General features: G+C 40.0%; 27 protein-coding genes. 21 read left to right on the top strand and 6 right to left on the bottom strand.

Annotation, left to right across the window (positions count from 1 at the left end):
• The first annotated feature begins 6 nt into the window (after positions 1-6).
• The 8 genes from ACLGGR_RS00765 to ACLGGR_RS00730 all read left to right on the top strand — a co-directional run bounded on the left by ACLGGR_RS00765 (position 7) and on the right by ACLGGR_RS00730 (position 8277).
• Positions 7-1287 (top strand): methionine gamma-lyase family protein, encoded by a 1281-nt coding sequence (locus ACLGGR_RS00765; RefSeq protein WP_410972317.1) that lies wholly within the window; start codon positions 7-9, stop codon positions 1285-1287.
• 91 nt (positions 1288-1378) lie between these two features.
• Positions 1379-1789: a MerR family transcriptional regulator gene (locus tag ACLGGR_RS00760; RefSeq protein WP_039178801.1), complete on the top strand. Its 411-nt coding sequence runs from the start codon at positions 1379-1381 to the stop codon at positions 1787-1789.
• 60 nt (positions 1790-1849) lie between these two features.
• On the top strand, positions 1850-3184 hold the full coding sequence (gene glnA, locus ACLGGR_RS00755) for a type I glutamate--ammonia ligase (RefSeq protein WP_025093273.1): 1335 nt from the start codon (positions 1850-1852) through the stop codon (positions 3182-3184).
• 312 nt (positions 3185-3496) lie between these two features.
• Complete coding sequence (locus tag ACLGGR_RS00750; RefSeq protein ID WP_142945022.1) at positions 3497-3730, top strand: hypothetical protein; 234 nt, start codon at positions 3497-3499, stop codon at positions 3728-3730.
• A gap of 298 nt (positions 3731-4028) precedes the next feature.
• Positions 4029-4832, top strand: a complete 804-nt coding sequence (locus ACLGGR_RS00745; protein WP_142944876.1) for a hypothetical protein — start codon at positions 4029-4031, stop codon at positions 4830-4832.
• 821 nt (positions 4833-5653) lie between these two features.
• On the top strand, positions 5654-5785 hold the full coding sequence (locus tag ACLGGR_RS00740) for a hypothetical protein (protein ID WP_260601817.1): 132 nt from the start codon (positions 5654-5656) through the stop codon (positions 5783-5785).
• A gap of 89 nt (positions 5786-5874) precedes the next feature.
• Positions 5875-7797, top strand: a complete 1923-nt coding sequence (locus ACLGGR_RS00735; protein WP_142944877.1) for a T7SS effector LXG polymorphic toxin — start codon at positions 5875-5877, stop codon at positions 7795-7797.
• A 3-nt stretch (positions 7798-7800) separates the two neighbouring features.
• Positions 7801-8277, top strand: coding sequence for an immunity protein YezG family protein (locus tag ACLGGR_RS00730; RefSeq protein ID WP_142944878.1), 477 nt, complete (start codon positions 7801-7803; stop codon positions 8275-8277).
• 64 nt (positions 8278-8341) lie between these two features.
• Here the strand turns inward: ACLGGR_RS00730 and ACLGGR_RS00725 are convergent, their stop codons facing one another.
• Positions 8342-8803 (bottom strand): macro domain-containing protein, encoded by a 462-nt coding sequence (locus ACLGGR_RS00725; protein ID WP_410972316.1) that lies wholly within the window; start codon positions 8801-8803, stop codon positions 8342-8344.
• 203 nt (positions 8804-9006) lie between these two features.
• On the opposite strand from ACLGGR_RS00725, the gene ACLGGR_RS00720 reads away from it, so the two are divergent.
• Both ACLGGR_RS00720 and ACLGGR_RS00715 read left to right on the top strand, forming a co-directional pair.
• Positions 9007-9549: a GNAT family N-acetyltransferase gene (locus ACLGGR_RS00720; RefSeq protein ID WP_410972315.1), complete on the top strand. Its 543-nt coding sequence runs from the start codon at positions 9007-9009 to the stop codon at positions 9547-9549.
• A 141-nt stretch (positions 9550-9690) separates the two neighbouring features.
• A complete protein-coding gene (locus tag ACLGGR_RS00715; RefSeq protein WP_410972314.1) occupies positions 9691-10272 on the top strand; it encodes an undecaprenyl-diphosphatase in 582 nt (193 codons plus the stop codon).
• Positions 10273-10324: 52 nt separating this feature from the next.
• On the opposite strand, the gene ACLGGR_RS00710 is transcribed toward ACLGGR_RS00715, so the two are convergent.
• Complete coding sequence (locus ACLGGR_RS00710) at positions 10325-10696, bottom strand: iron chaperone (protein ID WP_410972313.1); 372 nt, start codon at positions 10694-10696, stop codon at positions 10325-10327.
• A 542-nt stretch (positions 10697-11238) separates the two neighbouring features.
• Between ACLGGR_RS00710 and ACLGGR_RS00705 the strand changes: the two genes are divergently transcribed.
• A complete protein-coding gene (locus ACLGGR_RS00705; protein WP_323650234.1) occupies positions 11239-12351 on the top strand; it encodes a response regulator aspartate phosphatase in 1113 nt (370 codons plus the stop codon).
• A 455-nt stretch (positions 12352-12806) separates the two neighbouring features.
• Positions 12807-13025, top strand: a complete 219-nt coding sequence (locus ACLGGR_RS00700) for a hypothetical protein (RefSeq protein WP_410972312.1) — start codon at positions 12807-12809, stop codon at positions 13023-13025.
• Positions 13026-13069: 44 nt separating this feature from the next.
• Here ACLGGR_RS00700 and ACLGGR_RS00695 read toward each other — a convergent pair whose 3' ends face one another.
• Both ACLGGR_RS00695 and ACLGGR_RS00690 read right to left on the bottom strand, forming a co-directional pair.
• A complete protein-coding gene (locus ACLGGR_RS00695) occupies positions 13070-13765 on the bottom strand; it encodes a YoaK family protein (protein WP_410972311.1) in 696 nt (231 codons plus the stop codon).
• A 67-nt stretch (positions 13766-13832) separates the two neighbouring features.
• A complete protein-coding gene (locus ACLGGR_RS00690; RefSeq protein WP_410972310.1) occupies positions 13833-15665 on the bottom strand; it encodes a DNA ligase D in 1833 nt (610 codons plus the stop codon).
• Between the two features lie 115 nt (positions 15666-15780).
• Here ACLGGR_RS00690 and ku point away from each other — a divergent pair, with 115 nt between their 5' ends.
• Positions 15781-16629 carry a non-homologous end joining protein Ku gene (gene ku / locus ACLGGR_RS00685; RefSeq protein WP_048240214.1) on the top strand — a complete coding sequence of 283 codons (849 nt, stop codon included), beginning with the start codon at positions 15781-15783 and terminating at the stop codon, positions 16627-16629.
• Between the two features lie 184 nt (positions 16630-16813).
• Here the strand turns inward: ku and ACLGGR_RS00680 are convergent, their stop codons facing one another.
• Positions 16814-17257, bottom strand: coding sequence for a DUF2188 domain-containing protein (locus ACLGGR_RS00680; RefSeq protein ID WP_410972309.1), 444 nt, complete (start codon positions 17255-17257; stop codon positions 16814-16816).
• A gap of 160 nt (positions 17258-17417) precedes the next feature.
• On the opposite strand from ACLGGR_RS00680, the gene ACLGGR_RS00675 reads away from it, so the two are divergent.
• From ACLGGR_RS00675 to ACLGGR_RS00645, 7 genes are all read left to right on the top strand, one after another.
• Complete coding sequence (locus tag ACLGGR_RS00675) at positions 17418-17891, top strand: VOC family protein (RefSeq protein WP_142944885.1); 474 nt, start codon at positions 17418-17420, stop codon at positions 17889-17891.
• A gap of 48 nt (positions 17892-17939) precedes the next feature.
• A complete protein-coding gene (locus ACLGGR_RS00670) occupies positions 17940-18353 on the top strand; it encodes an Rrf2 family transcriptional regulator (RefSeq protein WP_142944886.1) in 414 nt (137 codons plus the stop codon).
• A 99-nt stretch (positions 18354-18452) separates the two neighbouring features.
• Positions 18453-19304 (top strand): SDR family oxidoreductase, encoded by an 852-nt coding sequence (locus ACLGGR_RS00665; RefSeq protein ID WP_410972308.1) that lies wholly within the window; start codon positions 18453-18455, stop codon positions 19302-19304.
• 190 nt (positions 19305-19494) lie between these two features.
• On the top strand, positions 19495-20217 hold the full coding sequence (locus tag ACLGGR_RS00660) for a (Fe-S)-binding protein (protein WP_252058124.1): 723 nt from the start codon (positions 19495-19497) through the stop codon (positions 20215-20217).
• Between the two features lie 15 nt (positions 20218-20232).
• A complete protein-coding gene (locus ACLGGR_RS00655) occupies positions 20233-21654 on the top strand; it encodes a LutB/LldF family L-lactate oxidation iron-sulfur protein (RefSeq protein ID WP_410972307.1) in 1422 nt (473 codons plus the stop codon).
• The gene (locus ACLGGR_RS00650; RefSeq protein WP_410972306.1) at positions 21654-22376 is read left to right on the top strand and encodes a LutC/YkgG family protein; all 723 of its coding nucleotides are present in this window, start codon (positions 21654-21656) and stop codon (positions 22374-22376) included. Before ACLGGR_RS00655 ends, ACLGGR_RS00650 begins: the two co-directional genes overlap by 1 nt.
• Before the next feature lie 145 nt (positions 22377-22521).
• A complete protein-coding gene (locus ACLGGR_RS00645) occupies positions 22522-23430 on the top strand; it encodes a DMT family transporter (protein WP_410972305.1) in 909 nt (302 codons plus the stop codon).
• A gap of 12 nt (positions 23431-23442) precedes the next feature.
• On the opposite strand, the gene ACLGGR_RS00640 is transcribed toward ACLGGR_RS00645, so the two are convergent.
• On the bottom strand, positions 23443-23634 hold the full coding sequence (locus tag ACLGGR_RS00640) for a hypothetical protein (protein ID WP_095408601.1): 192 nt from the start codon (positions 23632-23634) through the stop codon (positions 23443-23445).
• A 110-nt stretch (positions 23635-23744) separates the two neighbouring features.
• On the opposite strand from ACLGGR_RS00640, the gene ACLGGR_RS00635 reads away from it, so the two are divergent.
• Positions 23745-25961 (top strand): RNA ligase, encoded by a 2217-nt coding sequence (locus tag ACLGGR_RS00635; RefSeq protein ID WP_410972304.1) that lies wholly within the window; start codon positions 23745-23747, stop codon positions 25959-25961.
• Positions 25962-26020 lie beyond the last annotated feature (59 nt).

The raw sequence follows: 26020 nt of genomic DNA, 5'->3' as shown, positions 1-26020 counted from the left end.
ATCAAGATGTTTCACACATTAAAACACGGCAGTATTTTAGAAAAAGCAGCAGCAGAAACAGAACAAGAGATTTTACACGTGCATCAGCAAATTGATCAAAAGAGCGAACAAAATGAGTGGCGGGTGCTTGAAAGCTATCGAAAGCACAAAGTCAGTGACTCTCACTTTAATCCAACGACTGGATATGGCTACGATGATATGGGAAGAGACACGTTAGAAAAAATTTATGCGGATGTCTTCGGAGGAGAAAGCGGCCTTGTGCGTCCGCAAATTATTTCCGGCACTCACGCAATTTCCATTGCCTTATTTGGTGTGCTGAGACCTGGCGATGAATTGATCTACATGACGGGAAAACCATACGATACGCTAGAAGAAATTGTCGGGATTCGCGGTAAAGAAGGGACAGGCTCATTAAAAGACTTCCAGATTGACTACAAAGCCATTGATTTGCGTCAAGATGGATCTGTCGATTACGACAAAGTAAAAGAGTCGATTTCCGATAAAACAAAAGTCATCGGCATCCAGCGTTCAAAAGGTTATGCTTCAAGACCATCCTTTACTATAGAAGAAATTAAGCAAATGATTTCATTTGTGAAAGAGATGAATGAAGAAATCATTGTGTTTGTAGACAACTGTTATGGTGAATTTACTGAATTACAAGAGCCGTGTCATGTCGGAGCTGATCTCATGGCCGGTTCACTTATTAAAAACCCAGGCGGAGGCCTTGCCAAAACAGGCGGCTACATCGTTGGAAAAGAAAAATGGGTAGAAGCTTGCTCTTATCGAATGACTTCTCCAGGCATCGGCAGTGAAGCGGGTGCATCGCTGTATGCGCTCCAGGAAATGTATCAAGGCTTTTTCTTGGCGCCGCATGTTGTGGCTCAAAGCTTAAAAGGCGCAGTATTTACGGCTCGTTTTCTTGAGAAGCTCGGATTTCAAACAAACCCAGCGTGGAATGCGAAAAGAACGGATTTGATTCAATCAGTCGAATTTGGAGATCCTAAAAAAATGATTGCGTTCTGTCAGGCAATCCAGTATGCATCTCCAATTAACAGTCACGTCACACCACATGCAAGCTATATGCCGGGCTACGAGGATGATGTCATTATGGCAGCGGGCACGTTTGTACAAGGAGCCAGTATCGAATTATCAGCCGATGGTCCGATCAGACCGCCTTATACTGCCTACGTTCAAGGTGGACTCACGTATGCCCATGTGAAAAATGCGATTTGCAGTGCTGTCGATGCCTTATTGGATCAAGGTTTTATTGAAGTGCCTGCTCGATAAAAAAATCCATGTTAATATTCCTAACATCTTGTTGACACATAATATAACATGACATATAATAAATTTAAGCAAAGAGGAGGAGACAGTTGAGATGAGTGATAACATTCGCCGCTCAATGCCTTTATTCCCAATTGGGATTGTCATGCAGCTAACAGAATTATCTGCAAGACAAATTCGCTATTATGAGGAAAATGGTTTAGTATTTCCAGCAAGAAGTGATGGAAACCGCCGATTATTTTCTTTTCATGATGTTGATAAATTACTAGAAATTAAAAACCTCATCGAACAAGGTGTAAACATGGCAGGCATCAAAAAGCTTTTTGCCAAAGCTGAGGCAGAAAATCCATCGTCTGATAAAAAGACGGAGGAAAAAACCACAGCTAAGCACAACTTGTCAGATGATGAACTCAGGAAGCTACTGAAGAAGGAACTCATTCAGGCTGGACGTTTCCAACAAGGAACGACCTTTAGGCAGGGGGATATGTCAAGGTTCTTCCGTTAACCAATTAGCAAAAGCATTGCTATACACATTTTACCTTTTGTAGGGGAGGAGTTTTACGAAATGGCAAAGTACACAAGAGAAGATATCGTAAAATTAGTAAATGAGGAAAACGTAAAGTACATCCGTCTGCAATTTACAGACATTCTCGGAACGATTAAAAATGTTGAGATTCCTGTGAGCCAGTTAGAAAAAGCTCTCGATAACAAATGTATGTTTGACGGTTCATCTATTGAAGGATTCGTACGTATCGAAGAATCAGATATGTATCTATACCCAGATCTAAACACATTTGTTATTTTCCCTTGGACAGCAGAAAAAGGTAAAGTTGCACGCTTTATTTGTGACATTTATAAGCCTGACGGAACACCATTTGATGGAGACCCTCGTAACAACTTAAAGCGTATCTTGAAGGAAATGGAAGAACTAGGATTTAGTGATTTCAACCTTGGACCTGAGCCAGAATTCTTCTTATTTAAACTAGACGAAAAAGGCGAGCCAACGCTTGAACTAAATGATAAAGGCGGATACTTTGACCTTGCACCAACAGATTTAGGTGAAAACTGCCGACGCGACATCGTGCTTGAGCTTGAAGAAATGGGCTTTGAAATTGAAGCATCTCACCACGAAGTAGCACCAGGGCAGCATGAAATTGATTTCAAATATGCAGGCGCGATCCGTTCTTGTGATGACATTCAAACGTTCAAACTCGTTGTCAAAACCATTGCGAGAAAGCACGGTCTTCATGCGACATTCATGCCAAAACCATTGTTCGGTGTTAACGGATCTGGTATGCACTGTAACCTATCATTATTCAAAAATGGTAAAAACGCATTCTTTGATGAAAAAGCAGATTTACAATTAAGCGAGACTGCTAGACACTTTATCGCAGGTATCGTCAAGCACGCAACAAGCTTTACAGCGGTCACAAACCCAACGGTTAACTCTTACAAGCGTCTTGTACCTGGCTATGAAGCACCTTGCTATGTGGCATGGAGTGCACAAAACCGCAGCCCATTAATCCGTATCCCGGCATCACGCGGCATCAGCACACGTGTTGAAGTGCGCAGCGTAGACCCATCTGCAAACCCATACCTTGCACTAAGCGTATTACTTGCAGCAGGTCTAGACGGAATCAAAAACAAACTAGAAGCACCAGCACCAATCGACAGAAACATCTATGTCATGGACAAAGAAGAGCGCCTTGAAAACGGCATCGCTGACCTTCCTGCAACACTTGCAGAAGCACTCGAGCTGCTAAAATCAAACGAAGTCATGATCAACGCACTAGGCGATCACCTATTCGAGCACTTCATCGAATCAAAAGAAATCGAATGGGATATGTTTAGAACCCAAGTACACCCATGGGAACGCGATCAGTATATGTCTCAGTATTAATAAAGAAAACCCCTTGGAGCCATTGGCTTCAGGGGGATTTTATTTTGGTCAAAAAATGTACGGAAAAATGAATTTGGTCCTTGACCAAAATATGACCAAAAAATTTGAAGTTATGAATTTAACTTCAAATTGATGATTGCTTGGTTCATGTACATAATGTGAAACAGACAATAGATGAAATCATAAATTATTACATGGGCATTGCTCAAGACTTAAGGCTTCACTAATACGTCAAATCATGAAGAATAAAGTCGTATCATTTACTACCAGGAAACCAAGGCAATGTGAAATTGATGGAGTGAACTATAATTTATTAGTCTTGAAAAATTCGAGGAGTTAAAGGAAAAGAGCAAACTAATTGAACAAGTTGAATATAGCGGCCATTATTATGGAATTGATCAAGAAGAATTTGAAAATAAATTGAGTATAGGGAATGCTATTGTTATTGATGATTATCGTGGGATGCAACAGATAAAAAAGGTATATCCTAATTGTGTCACGTTGTTTTTATACACTCCTTATGACCACAGGCATACAAGCAAATAATTCAAAGGGGAGATACATTAGATAAAGTTGAACAAAGATTGAGTACATACCCTCAAGAGATGAAAAATAAAGAGTACTATGATTATGTAATTAGAAATAATTCAGGAAAGTTCGATAAGTCTATTAAAGTTTTAACAAGTATTATTGATTCCGAGGTATCTGACTTCCATATCATAAGAACTACATAAAGGAAAGGTTTAGTCACAAGGTCTCAGATTTTGTGATTTTTCCATTTTACCCTTGATTTAACAATTGTAAGTGCTATCATTGCAATTGAATTTATAAAAGGGGTGATTGTTTGTTAAAAAAGTCCGTTTTAACAATTGTTAGTTTTATTATGTTATTTTCAATCATGGTTAGTGGATCAGCTTCTGCAGCAAACACTAATGAAACAAAATATGAGGAGGCAATTAAGGAGATAAAAAAGAAACAAGAAGATTTTTTATCATACTTAAAGAAAGCTAGTCCGAAAGATGAAGAGGAAGCAAATAAAGCTGCTGAAGAGTATTATTCAAAAAATAAAATTAAGGAAGAGTTTCTGGCTAATTATTATACGAAAAATAGAAACTTGTTGCCTAACATTAAATCTGGAGACAGTTTTGACATCGGAAAGTACATAGAAGAGAATGTTAGAACTGAAAAATTTGAAGCTCACAAGATCGGCAATGGTATTGAGCTTATTTTAACCGACTCTCCAACGTATTTCATTACTTATGCAGGTGAGAAAAAATCAAAAAATGGAGAGGTTTCTACTAACGCTACATCAAAAGAGTACGAATTCACCTACAGAGCAAAAAATATGTTCGGATTGCAATTGTTTAAGGTTTATAACTCTGCATATTTTGTTTATGGAGGCAATGAACCAAGAGCGACCCAAACAGATGCTTACTATAAAAGAGGTCAAACATCTGCATGGAAAGTTGAAAACTGGAAAAAAGGAACAAAGAAAACGAAAGGTAAAGCAGTGGCTTATGCCCAAGGAAACTTTACAACAGGCTTTTCATTTGGTGGATTTGACCTTATATTAGAAGAGTGGCATATTAGCAATGAAATCCATTGTAACAATAAAGGGAAAGTTTCGTTCTACGGAAATAGACTATAGGAGAAGATAAAATGACAATGTTAAAATCAAAATTGTTTCGTGTAGTGTTTGCAACGTGTTTTGTTTTAACGCTCATGATTTGCCTTTTTAACATGGCTGTGTTTCCAGGTACACCAGCTTCATACTATGTAGTTTTAATAAGCAAATTTATAGGTGTGAGTTTGTTTAATGGCGTGTTTTATGGAACATTGTTCTACTTGGTAATAACATTGATTAATTATCTTATTTCAAAAACGTCAAAGCAAAATTAATAATTGAAGAGCGGCCTAGAGCCGTTCTTTTTTGTTTCAGATAAAACTTTCATTTTAATTTAAAAATAAATACTTAAATATGTTGAATAAAATGAAAGTTACATATATTGAGAGTGGAGATGGAGGTTATTATATGAAGCTATTGAAAGTTAGTAAACAGTTGCTGATACATACTGCAAGACAGTAAAAGGGTGAAGCAAATTCTCTGACGAGAAAATTCAAAAAGAAGCTTAACCGACATATTATTTGACTACAAGAAAGAGAGCCCGAAACAATTATTAATTAAGGTTTGTTAGGCAAAGTTTATCTTTATGATTAAAGTGCGATTGGTAAAGATTGTAGAAATTATTAATCTCCCACATAAACTAAAAATTGAAAAACGTTTAGAAGATAGTGTATTCCAGTCAATTGAAAAACAGTTAAATAACAAATAACACATATTTTATAGGAATGATTTATACATGGCGAACACTGGAATAAGAGAAGCATTGAACAATGCTGCAACAATCTTTGAACTACTATAAAAGAGCCTTACATGCAAGTCAATTTGTAGGAAAAGGAGTGAATTAAATGAAAAAGTCTTTTATTCCATTATCACTAGCTGTGGTAGCATTAGGTACACTTTTCTTTACAAATGGTTTCATTCAATCTCAACATGATGATGTCCAAACCATCGCATCAAGAGGCAGCTCTGGAGGATAATTGGTTAAAAAACGATAAAGTGGATTAAAGTGTAAGACTCCTTATGGTATTCTAGTAAAAGAATACGCCATAAAAGGAGTCTTTTTTATATGAAAATATTAGATGCTCCATCTTTACTGTCAGCTGTCGAACAAAGGTCAAAAGCCTATCAGGAGCTTCGAGACGAAATGCAGCATGTAAAAAAAGCATTAAAAAGTGTGTCGGGATTAGGTGATGAATTTACTGGAAAAGGTGCAGACAATATTAAAGCCTTTTATGAGGATCTTGCGATTTACACGGACACTTATCTTGATTTTATTGATATGCAAAAAGCATTTTTAGATGGGATAAAAGGAAAGCTTGATGATGAATCGTTAGGCGGGAGTACATTTATTGATGAGCATTTTTTAGACGCTCAACTGAAACAAGGCATTCAGAATAATAAAGATATGGTCAAGGAACAAAAAGAAGCTCTATCTACTATTTTTGATGACATCAGTGATCTTATAGAACTGAATGTATTTTCAAGTAAAGAGGTCAATGAACATTTAGACGATGCCAATAAAAAAAGAAAAGAGGCCATTGATGCTGTACATAAATTAGATCATGCCCTAAAAACAGAATATGAAAAATCAGAAGCGATTGAGAAACATCTTGCAACCTTTTATGCAAAAATGATGGCTGCTACAGGAAAAGGGAAAAATGCGCAGCCAATGTATTACGATGCAAAAGCATTTCATGAAACAGATGTGTACAAGAATCATGATAAAATCGATGCTCAAGTGAAAGCATATTTAAAGGTGAAAAAAGAAGAAAAAGAGAAACGAAGAATCAAAGAATTGAAGGAAAAGCTTAACGATCCTTCGTGTATATCGGAAGAGAAATACTTTGAGATTGTAGACGAAATTGGATATGAAAATCTTTCTTACGATCAAAAAATGTATTACAGCCAGCTTCTCCAGATCAAAGCGCAGGAAGAAGCATCAGAGGGGTTCGTTGATGTTGTAAAAGGTGCAGCAGTTGGTCTGTATGATGTGGCCAAAGATACAGTAGTTGGCATCTACGATCTTGTGACAGATCCTGGAGGTGCCGTTGAATCGGTCGTAACGGCTGTTTCCCATCCAATTGAAACGTCGAAAGCGATTGGAAAGTCGATTTCAGACTCATTCCAAAAAGAAGTCATCGATGGTGATGCATATTCTCGATCACACTGGTTCGCCTATGCGACTGGTTCTCTAGCTGAAATCGTCTTTGGGTCTAAAGGGGCAGGTGCCATTACAAAAACGGGGACAACTGCAGCTAAAACGACGGTGAAGAAAGGGCTTGAACAAGGAGCAAGATCATTAGACAGAGTCTCTATTCCGAATCTATTGCCATACTCACCAAAGTTTCAAATGGCTGGCCCGAAGCTGCCGTATAACGTGTTTGACGGAGAAAATCTCAAAAATAAACTCCTCTCTATGGCAAAGCGTCTAGACAACAATTCAGGATATGGCATCTCTAAGACAGGCAGACGCTTACCAGCACCAAAATCACCACCGACTGTTGTCAGTTACGGAGATCACTATGTGAGATGGAAACGTAAGAAAGTATTAAAGCCTAATGTCGTTTATTCAACTAAACAAGGTTACACCTACACAACCGATCACTACGGAAGAATTGTCAAAGTCGAAGCAAGTGATTTAAAATACGGAGAGGTCAAAAGAAACCAATATGCCCAATCCAATTCAGGTAAGCCAGATCGGCTATTAAAAGATGACGGAGGTCATTTGATTGCATCTATTTTTAAAGGGTCTGGGGATATTGATAATCTTGTCCCAATGAATTCACAGATTAATAGAAGTGGCGGGAAATGGTATGAAATGGAGCAAAGGTGGTTGAGAGCATTGAGAGCCGATCCACCTAAACATGTAAAAATTAACATTGAACCTGTCTATAAGAATGATTCATTAAGACCGGATAGTTTCGTAGTCGAATATAACATTGGAAAACGATCCGTTCGTGAAATTATTTTAAATCAACCTGGAGGTTAGACAATGGAAGAATTAGAAAAAGATTATAAAAAAATATCAGAATCAATTAATGAAATAATACCATGTGATTGGGATAAAGTTTGGGTGTATGCTGAAATACTTGATGATTCAGCAGGAATTACTTTTTACTTTACTGAATCTAATAGTGAAGAGTATATTTATGGACACGATATTCCCGAACGATATAGAGTAAGTAATTCTATTTATAATCATTTACTAGTCGAACTTAGTGATAAATTTAGAGAATTGAAAAAGGAATATATAAAATATGATTTAGGAGTTTGGACTACAGCGACTCTTCAGCTAGAGTCATCAGGAAAATTTACTATTGAGTATGGATATGATGATGTTTATTCATTAGGCATAGACAATGTGCAAAGAATCGCAGTTTGGGAATATGAAACGTTCGGATTTTTACCCGACGATGAAGAAGATAAAGAAGCAGTATTAAATTATTTGAAAAATAAAGAAGATAACTAACGCACAATACCCTCCAATTTAAGGAGGGTATTTGTCATATATGTTTCATAAAAACCTCATTCCATTATTTAAACCGATAAACCGTCACCTCACAATCACTCAGTACCTCTTCAATCATCTCTTCAACAATCGTCCAATCGCCGCCTGCTAATCCGCAGCCGATCCCGTATGGAATGGCGATGGGCGTTGGGTTTTTCTCCTCAGATGATTGTGTCACTGTATCCTTCAGGTGTTGAAAGCAGCTGCGTAAGGCATCGTAGTCTGTTTGCTGTCTTGTTCTTCCGTATCCAGCTTGGGCAAATAAGTTGGCAATGGTTTTTCCGTCTTTTGTTGGGATGAGTTGAACAGAGCTTAACAAGTCATCTCCTTGTTCTGTACATAATTGTTTATAATCTTTGTACACATTCGGATATTTGCTTTTGATCTGTTTCGCTAATCCAGCGCCCATGACTCCTTTACAGTTCACCTGGTGACAGATGATGTCTTCGCTTGCCTCTAAAATGTTGCCATCCACCGTTTTGATCATATGATGTAACCCCTTTTTGATAAAATGCAAACCTATGTTCTATTATAACAGTTGTGATCATGATATTTAATAGCCAAAATGCTTTTGATGGGTTTATTTGAAGACAATTCAATATGAATCTGATTGTCAAAGTTGATACATGTCATCTAGAATATGGAGAGACTGAAAACGCGAAATCGAGTAGAAACAGTGAGGGGTAACATATGAATCTATTAGAAACGAACCGGTTAATGATTAGACGGTTTTGTGATGAAGATGCGGCAGGAATGCTAGAGTACTTGGCTCATCCAAGAGTCAATTGTTTTCTTGATGATCGAATCTCTACCTTGGCGGAAGCGGCCGCTAAGGTGCAAAAGAGGAAAGAAGATCACTCATATGTAGCGGTTTGTTTAAAAGAAAGTGGGCAGGTTATTGGTGAATTGTTTCATTTAAAAGAGGAGCCTGATATGTATTCAATTGGATGGAATTTTAATGCAGCGTATGAAGGGAAGGTATATACGCGTGAGAGTGCTGAAGCATTCTTATCCTATTTATTTTTAGAAAAGAGAGCAAGGCGTCTTTATGCCTATGTAGAGGATGATAATGTCCGTTCACAGGCATTATGTGAGCGATTAGGCATGCGGAAAGAAGGCCTTTTTCTTGAGTTTATTTCATTTACAAATCATGAAGACGGCACACCTAAATATGAAAACACGTATCAATATGCTTTGCTAAAAAAGGAATGGGTGCAACATCACTCTCGTTAGATAAGTTAGTACACGATGTTCAGGTGACAGAAAAGTGACAAACATGTCATATGATTCCATGGTTTGTTCGTTCAATCGATGGAGGCAGACATCTCATTTCAATTATCCTTATCATAAATCAAGTAAAAAGGATGAAATGAGATGCGGGAATTTAATGAAGATTTATTTAGGTGGGTGAATCAGCTCAGTATCGATCATGGTTACTTGAATCCGATATTTATTGGACTAGCTGAGTATACAGTGCTGTTAGCAGCGCTCATGTGTCTGTTCGTATGGTTTCAAAATCGCAGCAGGTACAATAGGGCGATGGTTGTATCTGCTGGACTGACCTTCGTACTCGCTGAGTTACTTGGGAAAATCGCGGGGGTCTTTTATTTTAATCAGCAGCCCTTTGCAGAAATGAGTCACGTCAATCTTTTGATTCAAAAGGAAGTGAATAACTCGTTTCCAAGTGATCATACCATCTTTATTTTTTCAATTTGCCTGATCTTTTGGCTGTTTCACAAACGCCATATGTATTGGCTGATCATTGCGTGTGCTGTTGGTTTTTCAAGAATTTGGATAGGTGTTCATTATCCATTTGATGTCTTAGCAGGTGCTGCTATAGCATGTTTAACAGCCGCCGCCGTTGTATATGTGCCGATATGCCAAAAAAGTGTTGATGTCATCCTGTCATGCTATGAATGGCTTGAACAAAAATTGTTAGGGAAGAGAACAAAATAACATTGTTGCAGAAAAATACCCCAATCTGTTTACGCTGAGATCGGGGTATTGTTTATTTTCGCCAAAACGTTGAACAATCCGATTTGTCTTCGATATTAAATTCGATGATTTTTTTCAGGAGAGGATAATCAACTGGCAAGCTTTCTTTCATGCGAAACAGATTTTTTCCATGATCGTACCCAGCTTGTACAATGTCAGCTGAAAATTGATCAATGCCTTTTGCTTCTGGTGCGACAGAAATGTGATGTTTTGCCACGCTAAATCCAATAATAAATGTGCCGTGATCTGTGAACATAGGCTGATTCCATGCAATTCTTGGCTCTAATTGAGGAAATGTGTCTTCTATCCATTGTAAGATGTCTTGAGTGCGCTGCTTCAGCTCGGGGTTACCGATATTGCTGATATATTCTTCAAACACATGCATGATGTTTATCCTCCCAATCCATATACCTCATAAGCCTCAGACGGGATTCGAACCCGCACTCCTTTCGTAAGCATAGGCTAGGGGCAACACGCTTCCCTACGGAATTTCACCAACAGGAATTTCACCTGTCTCAGCTCGTGTGCTTTTCGGTGCTTCTGAAACCCTTGCCTTGCGACCCGCCAGCTACAATTTGTTTTACGGCGCTCTTCCCTTCTAGAGCTACTGAGGCGTGTAAGTTATTGATCATATTATATAAAGAAACTGGATAAATGAAAAGCTACTATGAACCATCATAAGATTAGAAAGCCCCAACAAAGGACTTTTTTCATTTCATCTCGAGATGTTTATTTTAAAAAAAGGCGGAATTTTTTCGCAAATATCGTTGACTAGGAGAAAGAAACGCACTTTCAATGGAAACGGTTATTGAAGATTCAAGTGATTCATATTAAAATGATGTCAAATGGACGAATTAGCAATTGCTAATAGAAGTTCCATATTTAGTGAAATCATGTGTTTTAGCTGAAGGTGATTGGGGGTGTAGAATGAGCAAAGTTCCTGTTGCGGAATTGGCATCACTATTAAATGACTGGAACATGGAAATCAAAAAAGATCATGCAGATGAGGCAGAACGGTTATTTGCCAAAGCGAAACAAGCGGTAGAGGAAATTGACGATGCGGATATCCTCATATACTATTCTCTTCTTGAGAAGAGGCATCACATTCTTATGTACAATTTAAGAGGGCAAAAGGGCAATGTTTCAACGAAAAGTATAGAGGGTCATTATGGAAAAAAAGAGGATGACCTGTCTAACCGTCTTGCCTATTATTTCGATTTTTATGAGGGTGTGTATGAGCAGCATCAAGGTAATTATGAGGTTGCATTGCAAATGTATCAAAGTGCTGAAAAGCTCTTAGATAAAATTCCAAGTGAGATCGAACGTGCTGATTTCGATTTTAAAGTGGCATGGCTTTATTACCGGCTCAGTCATATTATGCTCTCATTAAGCTATATCCGCAGAGCGCTGCACGTCTATAAGCGGCACAAGCAGTATGAAAGAAGAACGGCCCTTTCATACTCCCTCATAGCAGCGAATCTAACAGAGATCGGCCGGTATGAAGAGGCGCTTGAGAATTATCGTTTGGCAGAAGAGGTTTTGACAAGCGAGCAGGATGATTTTATGCTGGCTCAGCATCATCACAATGTGGCCATTTTATATTCATTTTGGAACAAACCGAAGGAATCGATACGTCATCTTGAAAAAGCACTGTCCCATCAAGAGTATTATGATTCAGATTTCTTTTTCCATTCTACGTATCTGATCAGCCGGGAACTCTGTGTGATTGGTGAAAAGCAGCGTGCAAGCCAATATATAGAGGCTGCATATGCCAGAATGAAAGATGCTTCTCATGAAGTGTTTCAGCTAAAAATAGGCATCGTACATGATCTTTACTTAACGCATGCACCGCAAAGATTTAAGCAAATTGATGAGAAATTAAGAAAGTTAGAAGAGAAGAATGAATATCATGAAGTAAAAGAGCTATCACAATTTGCAGCAAAATATTGTGAAAAGCAAGCACTTTATGAGCAGTCTGTTTTTTACTTGAACAAAAGTTTAGAAGCGGATTTACATATGAAAAGAATGGGGTTGATTTAAGATGAAAACAGGATTAAAAGTATTATTCGTTGTTGGTTTAGCGGTCGCTGCGACTGTTCTGACGCAAAACGTTGCAGGTTCATTCGAAGTTGCAGAAAAAATCATTGGTGGTTAATACCATTTATCTCTCGCCCTTGTTGATATCGTCAGCAAGGGTTTTTTGTGTTTTAATAGGCTCTTCTTATTAAACGCTGCAAGAACGTTTAATAAGAAGAATTCGCAACAAAGGGGGTGTGCAAATTTATTACCTGCTCCATTATTCTAAATAAACATAGGGCAGAGCAACAAGTTAAAAAGGTCACTTTTCTTTGCTTAATTTAATTTTTTGCAGGACTTTTCATTCAAATTTTATCAAATTGGTCTAATGTACATAGAAGGAAAAGAAAAAGCAGGGGCACCGCCCCATTTGTCATGCATATGATGAGATAAGGTCTGATTCGAAGGCAGGTGATTGTATGTATCCACGGGTTTATGGTGGTTTTCATGGAGGCGGATTTACAGGAGGAGGAGCACATATTGGGCCGGTTGGCTCCCATATCGGCTTCGGCGGGTATTATTTGAGCCCTGGTGTGTTCTCTGGCTTAGGCGGTTTCCCTGGGTATGGGGGATACGGGCCATTTTCTGGATATCCGTATAGTTCCATGTCTCCTGGTTTTTATGTAAGGAGTTATTAGCTAGTGTAAGATCACAATAATTGAAATAGCCATCTAAAGATAGGCTATTTCAATTGGTGAAAGTGCTTCAATCCAGCAGTGATCACAATGACGCCTAGGATGATGATAGGCAGCCAAATGATGATAAACGGATCGTAACGATCTGTATATGCAGCTAAAGCCGCTCCTAGGCAGTAGAAGACAATCGAGCCTATTCGCATCAAGCTTACAAGCTGGATAGGAGCCTTTCTTTTTTCCCGGTATGATATGCGCTGGGCTGCATCTTCAAATAGGTTAGCAAGTGTACTCGTGAGAACGGTTGTGGAAATGCCAGCAACATTCAATTTACGAGCGGCTGCTGTCTGCATACCCATAGCCATACTTAAAAGGATGATCAGCATAAAGTAAGCACCTTGTGTATAAGGGAAAATGGTCATGAGAGCAAATAGAAGCAAAATCATCAATTCGATGATAAAGATGCGTGTAACGGCTTTTGGCCAAAACGTTTTCTCATGCTTTCCGCCTATTACAACTGCCAGTAAAACCCCTAAAACGAATCCACTTAGAGCTGTGATGGAATGAAGGGCTGTTAGCTGCAAGGAGCTTCCTGCTGCAATGCCAAGCAGCACAATATTACCTGTCATATTGGCTGTAAACACATGCCCTAGGCTTAAATAGCCAATCACATCCACAATTCCTGCGGAAAGACATAAGAAAATCAAAGCTGTATTTCGAAATGAATGTGCGGTCAAAATAGTCATCCCTTTCTTCCTCTCTAATGAATAAGTGTAACGCTTTATGACCGCGAATGTCCATCTGATGAGATGGTCACATGTGTGCAAGCTGATGTAAGACTTGTCTAAAAGTATCATCATTCACAAGGTGCCTCATGCGGCGGAACGGATCGCCCTTTTCCTTTAAACGCTCTATAACAGCCGGCATCGTAAAAAGAGAAGGATGAAGCTCATCATGATAGAGTTCGTCCCATTCAAGCGGTGTCGCAACAAGTCCAAGCTCATTTCCTCTTGGGGAATATGGAGCGATGATTGTTTTTCCAGCATCGTGCTGAATGTAGTCTAGATACAAGCGATTGCCGCGTTTTTTCTTAAGACGTTCCAGAGTAAAAAGATCCGGTGCTTGTTCACATAAAAATTGGCATATAAACGCGGTGAATCGTCTTGTTTCTTCGTATGTGAAGGCGTTTTTCTTTAATGGGATATAGACTTGAAGCCCTTTTCCTCCGCTTGTTTTAATAAAGGCTGTGAGAAAAAGCCCGTCTAAAATCGCTTTGATTCGTTTAGCCGCTTCTATGGCTAGATGAAACTCATTTACAGATGGCGGGTCTAGATCAAAGACGATTTCTGTCGGCCGATCCGTATCTCTTGTCTCAAAAGGAATATGAAATTCCATCGCCAGCTGGTTGCCAAGCCAAAGAAGCGTACGAGGATCATTACAGACCGTGTAAGAAATATCATCAACTTCATCTGTCAAAACAAAATCCGGCGCATAATCAGGAGTCGATTTTTGATAAAAGAATTCGTCTCCAGTGCCATGAGGATACCGAATTAAAGTAAGACGCCTTTCGCGTAAAAAGGGCAAAAGATAGGGAGCCACTTGTCTCAAATAAAGTAAATAATCTGCCTTGTTTAGTTGAAGGGCCGGGACAATCGGTTTCTCAGGGTGAGTGACGTCTATAGCAGCGGGGAGTGGATACAGCTGTTTGAGCATTTGCTGAAATGTACATGCCACTGGATCAGCATCTAGTAAAAAGGAAGAAAAACGCGGCTCTCTTAACGCCGATCCATCAAAGGATATACAAGCAATGCTGGCAACGATAGAAGGAGGGATTTCATATGATGATCCTCCTGTAAACTGGCCTTTTGTTTGAAATAGTGTACGCAGCGTTTGTTCTTCTTCTTTAGAAAATCCATGCTTGAATTGGACAACCTCGATGAGAGCCGAATCTTGATAAATGGAACCTTGAAAATAGCCATTTTCTTTATCAAAACGGGTGACAATGACAGAGACATACCGCCAGTTTTTCATTTTCAGCCATTCTTTTGAACGAGTATTGTCTTGCCATTTACTCGTCTTTTTTTTCGCTACTAGTCCTTCTGCTAAATACGTCGTCATTAAGTTTTTCATGTATTCAGAGTCTAGGTCTGTATGAATGACCTGCAAAAGGGAAGGGTGCTCCAGCAAAACTGATGAGGGGAGCTTTGCGTCTTGGAATACTTGCTGTAGCTGATTTTTTCTATCCATCAACGGTAAATCAACGAGAGGTTTCCCTTTGCAGCTTAATAGATCAAACGCAATGAAATGACAAGGAAATCGTTCAGCCTGTCGTTGAATGGCTTCTTTGTTTTTCAGCCTACCTCTTTGCTGAACCTTCGCAAATTCACTTTGCTGTTCACTCAGTAAAAAGACCAATTCTCCGTCAAGCGTCAGTGGTAAAAAAGGAGCAAATTGGTCTCTTAATTGTTCGCACTGATCCATCACTTCAGGAAATTGCTCATTTAGCCGTTTTCCGGTCCTGCTTTCTAAACGAATCTCGTCTTCTTCCCATACAAGAATAGCCCGAAAGCCATCATATTTTAATTCATATACCCAGTCTGCACCGGCAGGTATATCATGTGCAGATGTTAATCGCATAGGTTTCATTGTGCATGTCACTTCCTTATATCATGTGTTCTTAGAGTGGGATGAAATTTTCAATCACATACATAAGTCTGATGAAAACATTACATAGTAAGGAGAAAAGAACGGAGGAAGCGCAATGCATACAGTATGGAAAGGCGGCATTAGTTTCGGATTGGTCAATATTCCAGTCAAGCTGTTTACCGCTACAGAGAACAAAGACATTAAATTAAGACAGCTGCATAAAGAGTGTCACACACCTATTAACTACAAGAAAGTGTGTGCCAATTGCGGTGAAGAGGTAGCGCCGGAACAAATCGTGAAGGCGTATGAATATGCGAAAAATAAATTTATTGAATTGGACGATGAAGAGCTAGAAAAACTGCGAAAAGAAAATGAAGAAAAAGCCGTTGAAATCATTGATTTTGTGAAGATTGAAGAGATTGATCCCATCTATTATGAACGAAGTTACTTCTTATCACCGGATACCGGCGGAGCAAAGGCTTATTCATTATTAAGAAAAGCTCTAGAGGAATCGGGAAAAATTGGTGTGGCAAAAATTATGATCCGCTCAAAGGAGCAATTAGCGATCGTTAGGTGCTATGAACATATTTTGCTGATGGAAACCATCCATTTCCCTGACGAAATTAGACAAGTATCAGATGTACCGAATATTCCCCAAGAGGAGAACATTGTAAAGAAAGAGTTAGATACAGCGCTCCTTTTAATTGAGCAGCTGACCACGACATTCGATCCAGCGGCATATCAGGATGAATACAGAGAACAGCTGATGAATTTAATTGGCGATAAAATATCTGGAGAACATACCGTTCAACCAGAAACGACAGGCAAAAAAGATCCTGCATCCAATGTGACTGATTTAATGGCCGCACTACAGGCTTCGATCGACCGATCAAAACCAGCCAAAGCGAAAAAAGCAGCGCCTAAGAAAAGAAAAACACCAGCGAAAAAAGAAAAGAATGCATAAAAAAGACCGCTGACGAGCGGTCTTAAATTGTTGACAAAAGGCTAAAATGATCTTTATTTTAGCCTTTTGTTTTCATTCAGCGTGATAGAAAACCTTTGCAGTCTAGGAAGGACGAGCACCGGAGCGCAGACCTGACAAAGAATGCGAGGGTTTGTCTACACGCTAAGACCGCTGACAAGTGGTCTTATTGCGGCTTTAACACATCCTGAATCGTCCCATCTTTTCGATGAATGACAACGGAAGTTCCTTTATTAGCTGAAATCTCCTTTGCCCGGTCAATTGCTTCTTGTTTTGTTTCTTTGACCTCACTTGCTCGTTTCGCTTTCTCTGTTTGAACCGCCCAGCCTTCCTCGTGTTTTACTACATGCTGCGCATAGTCCATGAGCTCTGGTCTTGCGGAGCTCCTGCCCTCAGAAGGTTTGATAGAACCATGAGATGAGAAATTCTCTACCTCTTTCTCCGTTGCGTTCTTTTTCCACTCTTTCGCTTGACTGATCGCGATTGGGATGGCTCTATTTTCGTCATAGCCTTCCTGGATCATTTTATTGGCAATCTCAAGCGCTTTTTTTCGAATGACGTTGTCTAATGATTGAAATGAAGCTGGATAATCGTTCATCGTCCAAGGCATATGAACCGCTCCTTTCTTTTATTTGAACACCTTCCCCCATCTGTAATGGATCAAACATTCAAGTTCTCTCAAACTAATGTTGGAGATAAAATACATCGTTTTGCTGAAGCAGAATCTCATCAATTCCCGCAGAATAGAAGGTAGAAAAGGAGTGATTTTGATGATGATAAAAGGACTGTATGAAGCACATTTACCTGTGAGTGACTTGAAGACATCTATTGCGTTTTATGAAAAATTGGGATTGACACTTGCTCATGAGAATGAAAGAGTAGCCTTTTTATGGATTGAGAAAGGAAAGAGCTGGATTGGCATATGGAAGGCAGATATGTCCACTATTCCATATCACGTAGCAACTCGACATGTAGCCTTCCAAATTAAAACATCCAGCATCGAACAGATCAAAGCCTGGCTGATAGAAAAAGGGATCAGCATTCACCCAATGTTTGGTTTTTCAGAAGAGGAACAGCCTTTAGTTCTCGATAATCCGCCGCAATTTCATGCAGCGATCTATTTTCTTGACCCAGATGAAAATCTGCTTGAATGCATTGCTCCGCTTGAACTTGATACAGCAGAAAACTACGATATCATGACATATGAGGACTGGGATCGAAAGAAAAATCCGTTTATTGATTGACAAAATCACTCATTGTAACTATATTGATTACAACGGTGGTGAAAGATTGTGAAACAAATTAGCAGCAGGTATCCGATTGCTGTTCATATTATGTCATTTATTGCAGGTGTTCCAAAAGAGTGTACAGGTGATTTTATTGCAGAGAGTGTGAATTCAAATCCAGCCATTGTTCGAAAAATGATGGCAATGCTCAAACGGGCGGGCCTCATTGAAATTCGCCGCGGAGTAGGCGGTGCTTATTTAAAAAGACCGGCTGAGGACATCACGCTCTTAGATGTGTACCGTGCTGTGGATGTAAGCGAGGATGAAGAATTATTTAAATTTCATCAGCCTGTCATCGCATGCCCGATTGGTCAAGCGATGGATACGAGACTGCGGCATGAACTAAAAGAAGCACAAGCAGCACTTGAGAATCACCTCAAGCAAGTGACAATTCAGCAATTATTAACAGAGGCGGAATAAAAAAGCTCGTACTTGGAGCTTTTTTTACACCTTTGTTGTAACCATTTCGATTATAACGAATACCATCACCGTTGAACGAAAACTGAGGAGGTCAAACAAATGAAATTATTAGTAACAGGCGCAACAGGACAACTTGGATCGCTCGTCGTCAAGCATTTACTTACAAAAGTACCAGCTGAACAAATTGCAGTCAGTGTTCGAAATCCGCAAAAAGCAGCACATTTGAAAGATGCTGGGGTGGATGTACGCCATGGAGACTTTACTCAGCCAGACACTCTCACATCAGCATTTGAGGGCATTGACCGTCTGTTGATCATTTCAACAGCGGATGGAGACCGCGTCGAGCAGCATAAAGCGGCAATTGAAGCGGCGAAAGCAGCAAATGTGGGCTTAATTGCTTATACAAGTGTTGTCAATGCAAGAGAGAGTCAGCTTGTCCTTGCAAATGACCATGCCAAAACAGAAGAAGCCATTTTGGCCTCTGGTATTCCTCATGTATTTTTAAGAAACAACTGGTATGTTGAAAACGAAAAAGACACGATTCTGGCGTCAGTCAGCGGTGCACCATTTTTAAGCCCTATTGGCGAAGGGAAGGTTGGCTGGGCGACAAGAAATGACTACGCAGAAGCGGCAGCAAATGCGTTAACACTTCCGGTTCTTAATCAGGAGATATATGAATTGTCAGGACCGCTTCTATCGCACACTGAACTAGCACAAATTGTTAGTAAGGTGAGCGGAAAAGAAATCAAAGTAGAAAAAATAGATGTAGACACATTTGGAGAATTTTTAGCTTCAAATGGTGTACCAAAAGAAGCAGTGCCATTTGTCAAAGCCATTCAAAGCGGCATACGCGATGGTGCTTTAGCCGTCGAAAGCCAAGATTTCGAAACATTACTAGGCCGTCCGTTAACACCTATTGAAGAAAGAATTCGTGAATTGATTTCAAAATAAACATCAAAAACGCCCTATGAAAAGGGCGTTTTTTTCATTTAGTCACACGAACCATAAGTACAAATTTTAGACAAATCACTTCGTTGAAATTTCAGAAATTTGGGATTAAAATGAAATTAAGGTCTGTTATTTAGTCATCAGATGACCAGAAGGATGAATCAAAATGTAGCAATAGAAGGGAAGTTCGCCGATGAAAGTCCATTTATTCGTTACTTGTTTAATTGACACGATGCAGCCAAATGTAGGAAAGGCGACAGTGGAAGTATTGGAAAGACTCGGTGTTGAAGTGGAATTTCCAGAAACACAAGTGTGCTGCGGGCAGCCAGCCTTTAACAGCGGCTATACAAAAGAGACAATCAAAGCAGCGAAAAACATGATCAAAGCCTTTGAATCAGCTGAATATGTTGTGACACCATCAGGTTCGTGCAAGGCGATGTTTTTAGAATATCCTCATCTTTTAAAAGAAGAACGAGTGTGGTCGGCAAAGGCTGAGGCACTTGCCGCAAAAACATATGAATTAACAGAGTTTATTGTTGATATATTACACGTGACAGATGTAGGGGCGAGCCTGAAAGGAAACGCAACCTATCACACCTCTTGTCATATGACGAGACTGCTGCGCATTAAGGAGGCGCCTTTTACACTGTTGTCAAATGTCAAAGATTTGACGATGAAACCATTGCCCCGCGCAGAAAATTGCTGCGGGTTTGGAGGAACCTTTTCAGTGAAAATGACCCCTATTTCTGAGCAGATGGTCGATGAAAAAGTACAAAGCATAGAGGAGACAGGCGCTGAATATATCATTGGTGCTGACTGCGGGTGTCTGCTGAACATTGGCGGGAGGCTGAATCGTCTTGATAAACCTATCCAGGTCATGCACATCGCAGAAGTATTAAACAGCCGCGGACTTTAAGAGGGGGAACGGCATATGAGTATGAAAATTGGAGAAAAGGCCTTTAAAGAACGGATCGGGGAAGGCTTAGAAGACGCAGTCATGAGAGGTGCTGTCTCCTCAGCACAGGAACGCCTGTATAAAAGACGGCTGACTGCAAGCGAGGAGCTTGGCAATTGGGAAAAGTGGCGTGAGCTTGGCGAGGAAATCCGGCAGCATACGCTGACGCATCTTGATGACTACTTATATCAATTAAGTGAAAGTGTAAGTGCACGCGGAGGCCATGTCTTTTTTGCGAAAACAAAGGAAGAGGCATCAGCATATATTCAAGACGTGGCACAGAAAAAAGCAGCCAAAAAGGTCGTCAAATCAAAATCAATGGTCACAGAAGAAATCGAGATGAATCAAGCGCTTGAAGAGATCGGCTGTGAGGTAGTAGAAAGCGATCTTGGCGAATATATTCTGCAAGTGGATGACCATGAACCGCCTTCACATATTGTGGCACCTGCCCTTCATATGACGAAAGAACAAATACGGGAAGTATTTCATGAGAAGCTAGGGTATGAGATGTCAGAAACACCCGAAGAAATGACGAGTTTTGTAAGAGCCATCTTACGTGAAAAATTCCTCGAAGCTGATATTGGTGTGACCGGCTGTAATTTTGCAGTGGCCAACACAGGGTCCGTCTGCCTTGTGACAAATGAAGGGAATGCGGATCTTGTTACGGCTATACCGAAGACGCATATTGCCGTTATGGGAATGGAGCGGCTTGTTCCAACGATGGAGGAACTGGATGTCCTTGTGGGTCTTTTGTGCAGAAGCGCAGTCGGTCAAAAATTAACTAGTTATATTTCTGTTGTGGGACCAAAAGGAGAAGGAGAAGTGGATGGACCAGAAGAATTTCACTTGGTCATTGTGGACAATGGGCGGTCAAATATATTAGGAACGGACTTTCAGCCTGTTCTCCAATGTATCCGGTGCGCAGCCTGCATCAATGTATGCCCAGTTTACCGGCATGTTGGCGGACATTCGTACGGTTCGATTTATCCCGGGCCAATCGGAGCTGTTCTTTCGCCGCTTCTTGGCGGCTATGATGACTACAAGGAGCTCCCCTTTGCATCAAGTTTGTGCGCAGCCTGCACGGATGCTTGTCCAGTGAAAATTCCACTTCATGAGTTATTAATTAAACATAGACAGGTGATCGTAGAAAAAGAGGGCAGAGCGCCTAAAGCTGAAATGATGGCGATGAAAATGTTTGGCATGGGGGCAGCGTCTCCCGGGATGTATCAATTTGGAACAAAAGCAGCCCCTGCATTGATGAATCGTATGGCTTCAAACGGACAAATTTCAAAAGGAATAGGCCCTTTAAAGAATTGGACAGATATTCGTGACCTGCCAGTTCCAAGTAAAGAAAGATTCAGGGATTGGTTTAAAAAGAGACAAAAGGAGGAGAAGTGATGAAGGGAACCATTTCTCATCGAGAGTCGTTTTTATCTCATATCCAGCATCAATTAGGCAAAAACTCCTCTCCATCTGCATCAATTCAGCGTCCGAAATGGAGGCATCAAGTCCAGTGGGAAACAAACGAATGTTTGTCTAAAGATGAATTAGTCGAGCAATTGAAAAAGCAATGCCAGCAAATTCACACAAGAGTAGTCGAAACAACACCCGAGGAAGCGCCCTCTGTATTACGATTATTGATGACAGAATATGGTGAAGGTTCTGTGATAACATCGCGTGATCGGCGTTTTGAAGAATATGTATTCCGCCCTATGTTTGACAGCTTGCAACAAGAAGGAATGTCCGTCACCTGCTGGAATACAGATGCATCAAGAGAAGAAAACTTAAGGCAGGCAGAACAAGCGAAATATGCAGTTGTGTTCAGTGATTATACCCTTGCAGAATCAGGTACAGTTGTTCTTTCATCCCACCAAGGTCAAGGAAGAGCGCTGCATTTTTTACCGATGATGTATATCGTGTGTATAGAGAAAAGCTCGATTGTTCCGCGCATGATTCAGGCTGTTTCGGCTCTCAATCGTTCAGTAGAAGAGGGGGAGCAGGCGAAAGGTGCCATCCATTTCATATCCGGTCCAAGTAATTCTGCCGATATTGAAATGAATTTAGTAGTAGGGGTTCATGGTCCAGTTCAGGCCGTTTATCTTTTAATAGATGATGAGTGAAGGCTTTCGTAATGAAAGCTTTTTTTCATCCAAAAAGCTCACGCCAGTTTTAAAAAATCATCTTGCCACTTGGTGAATGGACATAGTAAGATGACGACATACAAGATGAACTGCTCATCTACTGCTGATGTAAAGGAAGCTGCTAATGGAAATGAAGACAACTGCTCAAACGAAATCAATTGCACTGCCGCTTGTGATTTCAATTATTGCCATTTCGTTTTCTGCAATCATTGTGAAATGGTCAAATGCACCTGCTGCTATTTTAAGTATGTATCGAATGATCTTTGCGGCGGCTTTCATGCTGCCGTTTATCCTGCCAAGAAAAAAAGAATTTCTCTCAATAAAGCGCAGAGACTGGTTTTTCTTATGTATGTCAGGCTTCTTTTTAGGACTCCATTTTGTGTTGTGGTTTGGCTCACTGAAGCTGACGACAGTGGCAAGCTCTACCATTATTATCGCCCTTCAGCCGATGGTGTCCTTATTAGGCGGATTCCTTATATTCCGTGAACGAACAACAATGTCTGCTCTATTGACGATGTGTGCAGCGATTGTTGGTGCCCTCATGATAGGCTGGGGAGATATTGGTCATAGCAAGGAAGCCATCTTAGGAGATATTTTATCCTTTTTAAGTGTGATCGCTGTGGTTTGTTATTTATTAATAGGTCAACAGGCTGTAAGAAAGATATCTCATTGGATTTATAGCTTTTGTGTGTTTGGTTTTGCCGGTCTTTTTTTAATTTTATTCAATCTGCTTCAACAAACTCCTTTTATAGGCTATCCGGGTAAAGAGTGGGGAATTTTTTTATTGCTCGCCATCATACCTACGATGTCTCATGTCATTAATAATTGGCTATTAACCTATGTGAATGCGACAACCATTTCAATGAGTATTCTTGGCGAACCTGTTGGGGCAACGATACTTGCTGTATGGCTGCTTGGAGAGAAAGTCACGCTGTTTCAAATGCTTGGCGGTCTGCTTGTTCTTTTAGGCGTCTTTTTCTTTTTGATGCAGCAGCGTCAAGGAATCGTGATGAAAACAAAAAAATCCGGTTAACTCCCGGATTTTTTACTCTTTTAAATCGTTTTTTTCAATCACTTTGTTTAATCTTGCCTCGATTTTTTTCAATTCCATTCGTTTTCTTCTGATCATGCGAAACGCGATGACAATGATTGTCACAATAAAGGCTATGAATAGAAGAGAGAACACTTGAAATAGAAGATCTCCCATGTTGAATGCCATATTCTCTCCATTAGACATATGTAAAACCTCCTTTTCTATCTATATATTACCATAATCAATAAAAGATTGAGATTTATCCATAATTTATCTATAATAGGTAAAATATCACTCATTAAAGGAGAACCAATATGAGAACTTTAGTCCTTTTAAGAGGTCTCCCAGGCGTAGGTAAATCAACATGGATCAAAGAACAAGGCTTAGAGCCTTACACTTTATCAGCCGATCAAATCCGGCTGTTGACGCAGCCGCCGCAGCTATCAGTCAATGGGAAACTAGACATTTCAAGCAAACATGACCACAAAGTTTGGTCTTTATTATTCGATTTACTCACAGCCCGTATGGAGCGCGGAGACTTTACTGTGATTGATGCGACACATATTTCAAGTAAATCGATTTCTCAATATAAGTCTTTAGCGACTTCGTATCGTTACAGGGTATATGTTGTCGATTTCACGCAGGTGCCACTTGAAACAGCTCTTTTACAAAATCGCTCACGTGAATCTCACAAAGTGGTGCGGGAATCTGTTTTGTATCAAATGAACGAGCGGTTAAAAACAGAAAAGGTCCCGTCATGGGTGACTGTTTTGCAGCCGGGGGAATATCCGCAAGTGATGACCTATCAGCCTCGATCCTTTGATCAATATGAGGCCATTCATGTTTTCGGAGATATTCACGGTTGTTACACCGCACTTACCACCTATTTGCAAGGAGACATCAAAGAAAACGAACTTTATATTTTTGCAGGTGACTTGCTTGATAGAGGAATAGAAAACAAAGAAGTATTAGAATGGATGCTTGCCCATAGAGAATGCCGGAATGTCATCGTCATTGAAGGCAATCATGATCAGCATTTATACCGGTTTGCACATGGTGAGAAAGTGAGAAGCAATATGTTTAATCGGCATACTGCGCCTGAAATCGAAGCAGCAGACTTTGATTTGAAGGAAGTACGACAGTTTGTCAGAACCTTTCATCAGCTGACTTATTTTACGTACCATGATCAGACATTTCTTGTTACCCATGGCGGACTCGCTCATTTGCCAAAAGAGCTTCTTCATGTCTCAACACAGCAGCTCATTCACGGCGTTGGAGAATATTCAGATGACATTGATCACTTATTTGTTCAAAATACAGCTGGTCTGGATATCATCCAAATTCACGGGCATCGCAATTTATACAGACTGCCTATTCACGCAGCGGAAAGATCTTATAACCTAGAAGGTCAGGTTGAATTTGGCGGGCAGCTGCGGGTGTTGAAAATCACAGCTGACGGGATTGAGACTCATGAAATTGACAATCCAGTCTACAGAGCCTCTGAGAAAAAACAATCAGCTGCTGTTCAGCCAGATATTTCACTGGATGATTTTTTAGCTCATTTAGATCAGCATGAATACGTACAGGAATTAAAGCTTCCACACCATATTTCATCATTTAATTTTACGAAAAAGGCTTTTAGTGAACGTCAGTGGGATGATGTGAATGTGAAGGCAAGGGGTTTGTTTGTCAATATGGTGTCAAAGCAGATTGTGTCTAGAAGCTACAATAAATTTTTTAACATTGATGAGCGTCCGGAGACAAGAATGCAGCATTTAGTGAACCATCTTCAATTCCCTGTCACCGTATATGATAAAGCAAATGGATACTTAGGAACTGTTGGGTATAACGAAATGGAAGATGAATTGGTGTTTACATCCAAATCCTATACATCACATGTGAAACAAAATCAGCATGCTTCCTGGGTCGAAGAGCTATTTTATAAGACCTTTAGTGACGTGCAGGCTGATTACATCAAATCATACGTTCGTGACTACCATGTCTCTCTTGTGTTTGAAGTCATTTTGCCAGAAAAAGATCCGCATATTATCACATATGAACAAGATCAACTCATTTTACTCGATATAGTGAAGCGGCAGTTAAGCTATGAAAAAGCACCATTCCCTGAAGTGAAAAGTTTAAGTGACCAGCTGGGGATATCCTGCAAGCAGGAAGTGGCTGTTTTCCATGATTGGACTTCTTTTTATAAATGGTATCAGGCGGTCTCTCATGATGACACAATAAAAGAAGAGGGGTATGTCATTGAGGATGCTCGCGGCTTTATGACCAAACTCAAGCTTCCTTACTATCAATTCTGGAAGCAGATGCGCGGGATGAAGCAGCGCGTTGCAGAGAAGCGTTCCTCGCAAAAATATATGCAGGCTTTGCAGACAGCGGAGCAAGCTAGGTTCTATACGTGGCTTCTTGAGCAAGAAGCAGATCATGTGAGGAATAGCTCAATTATTGAACTGCGATCGCAATTTGAACAAAGCGGTACTGCCCAATTGAATAATGATGGAATAAATGCATAGTCTAACAAAGAGTCTTTTCTAAGGAAAAGGCTTTTTTTGATGCAAATGAAAGGTGGACA

The organism is Bacillus sp. BD48 (assembly GCF_046566805.1).
In the GTDB taxonomy this organism is placed as follows: Bacteria; Bacillota; Bacilli; order Bacillales; family Bacillaceae; genus Bacillus; species Bacillus safensis.
Note: the sequence above shows the minus strand (reverse complement) of the source record. Positions and strands in the feature narration are given on the sequence as shown.

Bases quoted from the DNA above. Each gene is read 5' to 3' on its own strand.
- ACLGGR_RS00765 (WP_410972317.1), top strand. From the start codon at position 7: ATGTTTCACACATTAAAACACGGCAGTATTTTAGAAAAAGCAGCAGCA.
- ACLGGR_RS00760 (WP_039178801.1), top strand. From the start codon at position 1,379: ATGAGTGATAACATTCGCCGCTCAATGCCTTTATTCCCAATTGGGATT.
- glnA (WP_025093273.1), top strand. From the start codon at position 1,850: ATGGCAAAGTACACAAGAGAAGATATCGTAAAATTAGTAAATGAGGAA.
- ACLGGR_RS00740 (WP_260601817.1), top strand. From the start codon at position 5,654: ATGAAAAAGTCTTTTATTCCATTATCACTAGCTGTGGTAGCATTAGGT.
- ACLGGR_RS00735 (WP_142944877.1), top strand. From the start codon at position 5,875: ATGAAAATATTAGATGCTCCATCTTTACTGTCAGCTGTCGAACAAAGG.
- ACLGGR_RS00730 (WP_142944878.1), top strand. From the start codon at position 7,801: ATGGAAGAATTAGAAAAAGATTATAAAAAAATATCAGAATCAATTAAT.
- ACLGGR_RS00725 (WP_410972316.1), bottom strand. From the start codon at position 8,803: ATGATCAAAACGGTGGATGGCAACATTTTAGAGGCAAGCGAAGACATC.
- ACLGGR_RS00720 (WP_410972315.1), top strand. From the start codon at position 9,007: ATGAATCTATTAGAAACGAACCGGTTAATGATTAGACGGTTTTGTGAT.
- ACLGGR_RS00715 (WP_410972314.1), top strand. From the start codon at position 9,691: ATGCGGGAATTTAATGAAGATTTATTTAGGTGGGTGAATCAGCTCAGT.
- ACLGGR_RS00710 (WP_410972313.1), bottom strand. From the start codon at position 10,696: ATGCATGTGTTTGAAGAATATATCAGCAATATCGGTAACCCCGAGCTG.
- ACLGGR_RS00705 (WP_323650234.1), top strand. From the start codon at position 11,239: ATGAGCAAAGTTCCTGTTGCGGAATTGGCATCACTATTAAATGACTGG.
- ACLGGR_RS00700 (WP_410972312.1), top strand. From the start codon at position 12,807: ATGTATCCACGGGTTTATGGTGGTTTTCATGGAGGCGGATTTACAGGA.
- ACLGGR_RS00695 (WP_410972311.1), bottom strand. From the start codon at position 13,765: ATGACTATTTTGACCGCACATTCATTTCGAAATACAGCTTTGATTTTC.
- ACLGGR_RS00690 (WP_410972310.1), bottom strand. From the start codon at position 15,665: ATGAAACCTATGCGATTAACATCTGCACATGATATACCTGCCGGTGCA.
- ku (WP_048240214.1), top strand. From the start codon at position 15,781: ATGCATACAGTATGGAAAGGCGGCATTAGTTTCGGATTGGTCAATATT.
- ACLGGR_RS00680 (WP_410972309.1), bottom strand. From the start codon at position 17,257: ATGCCTTGGACGATGAACGATTATCCAGCTTCATTTCAATCATTAGAC.
- ACLGGR_RS00675 (WP_142944885.1), top strand. From the start codon at position 17,418: ATGATGATAAAAGGACTGTATGAAGCACATTTACCTGTGAGTGACTTG.
- ACLGGR_RS00665 (WP_410972308.1), top strand. From the start codon at position 18,453: ATGAAATTATTAGTAACAGGCGCAACAGGACAACTTGGATCGCTCGTC.
- ACLGGR_RS00660 (WP_252058124.1), top strand. From the start codon at position 19,495: ATGAAAGTCCATTTATTCGTTACTTGTTTAATTGACACGATGCAGCCA.
- ACLGGR_RS00655 (WP_410972307.1), top strand. From the start codon at position 20,233: ATGAGTATGAAAATTGGAGAAAAGGCCTTTAAAGAACGGATCGGGGAA.
- ACLGGR_RS00650 (WP_410972306.1), top strand. From the start codon at position 21,654: ATGAAGGGAACCATTTCTCATCGAGAGTCGTTTTTATCTCATATCCAG.
- ACLGGR_RS00645 (WP_410972305.1), top strand. From the start codon at position 22,522: ATGGAAATGAAGACAACTGCTCAAACGAAATCAATTGCACTGCCGCTT.
- ACLGGR_RS00640 (WP_095408601.1), bottom strand. From the start codon at position 23,634: ATGTCTAATGGAGAGAATATGGCATTCAACATGGGAGATCTTCTATTT.
- ACLGGR_RS00635 (WP_410972304.1), top strand. From the start codon at position 23,745: ATGAGAACTTTAGTCCTTTTAAGAGGTCTCCCAGGCGTAGGTAAATCA.